1 rRNA gene is annotated in these 1204 nt (G+C 53.7%); it reads right to left on the bottom strand.

Annotated elements, in window-relative coordinates:
- Nucleotides 1-41: 41 nt before the first annotated feature.
- A 23S ribosomal RNA gene (locus tag BUB23_RS26360) occupies nt 42-1204 on the bottom strand; the annotation flags it as partial.

Here is a 1204-nt window from a genome sequence, read left to right as displayed (position 1 = left end):
TTTGTTTGAACGGTACTTGAACGCCTAACCTACAAGGTTATAGGATCAAGCCGCACGGGCAATTAGTACTGGTTAGCTACGAACATTACTGTCCTTCCACACCCAGCCTATCAACGTCCTGGTCTCGAACGACCCTTCAGGGGGGTCTAGCCCCCGGGATACCTTATCTTCAGACGAGTTTCCCGCTTAGATGCCTTCAGCGGTTATCTCTTCCGTACATAGCTACTCGGCAATGCCATTGGCATGACAACCGATACACCAGCGGTACGTCCACTCCGGTCCTCTCGTACTAGGAGCAGGCTCCGTCAAGTATCCAACGCCCACGGCAGATAGGGACCAAACTGTCTCACGACGTTTTAAACCCAGCTCACGTACCTCTTTAAATGGCGAACAGCCATACCCTTGGGACCGGCTACAGCCCCAGGATGAGATGAGCCGACATCGAGGTGCCAAACACCGCCGTCGATATGAACTCTTGGGCGGTATCAGCCTGTTATCCCCAGAGTACCTTTTATCCGTTGAGCGATGGCCCTTCCATTCAGAACCACCGGATCACTATGTCCTGCTTTCGCACCTGTTCGACGTGTCAGTCTCACAGTCAAGCACGCTTATGCCATTGCACTATCAGCACGATTTCCGACCGTACCTAGCGTACCTTCGAACTCCTCCGTTACGCTTTAGGAGGAGACCGCCCCAGTCAAACTGCCCACCATGCACTGTCCCCAACCCGGATAACGGGCCAAGGTTAGAACCGCAAACAAACCAGGGTGGTATTTCAAGGTTGGCTCCCTCGAGTCTAGCGACCCGATTTCAACGCCTCCCACCTATCCTACACAGGCCGGTTCACAGTCCAATGCAAAGCTACAGTAAAGGTTCATGGGGTCTTTCCGTCTAGCCGCGGGTAGATTGCATCATCACAACCACTTCAACTTCGCTGAGTCTCAGGAGGAGACAGTGTGGCCATCGTTACGCCATTCGTGCAGGTCGGAACTTACCCGACAAGGAATTTCGCTACCTTAGGACCGTTATAGTTACGGCCGCCGTTTACCGGGGCTTCGATCAAGAGCTTGCACCCCATCACTTAACCTTCCGGCACCGGGCAGGCGTCACACCCTATACGTCGACTTTCGTCTTGGCAGAGTGCTGTGTTTTTAATAAACAGTCGCAGCCACCGATTCTCTGCGACCCCATCATGCTCAGGGCG

This window comes from Pollutimonas bauzanensis, from assembly GCF_900129885.1.
GTDB lineage: Bacteria > Pseudomonadota > Gammaproteobacteria > Burkholderiales > Burkholderiaceae_B > Pollutimonas > Pollutimonas bauzanensis.
The sequence above is the reverse complement of the archived record's forward strand: the minus strand, read 5'-3'. Positions and strand labels throughout refer to the sequence as shown.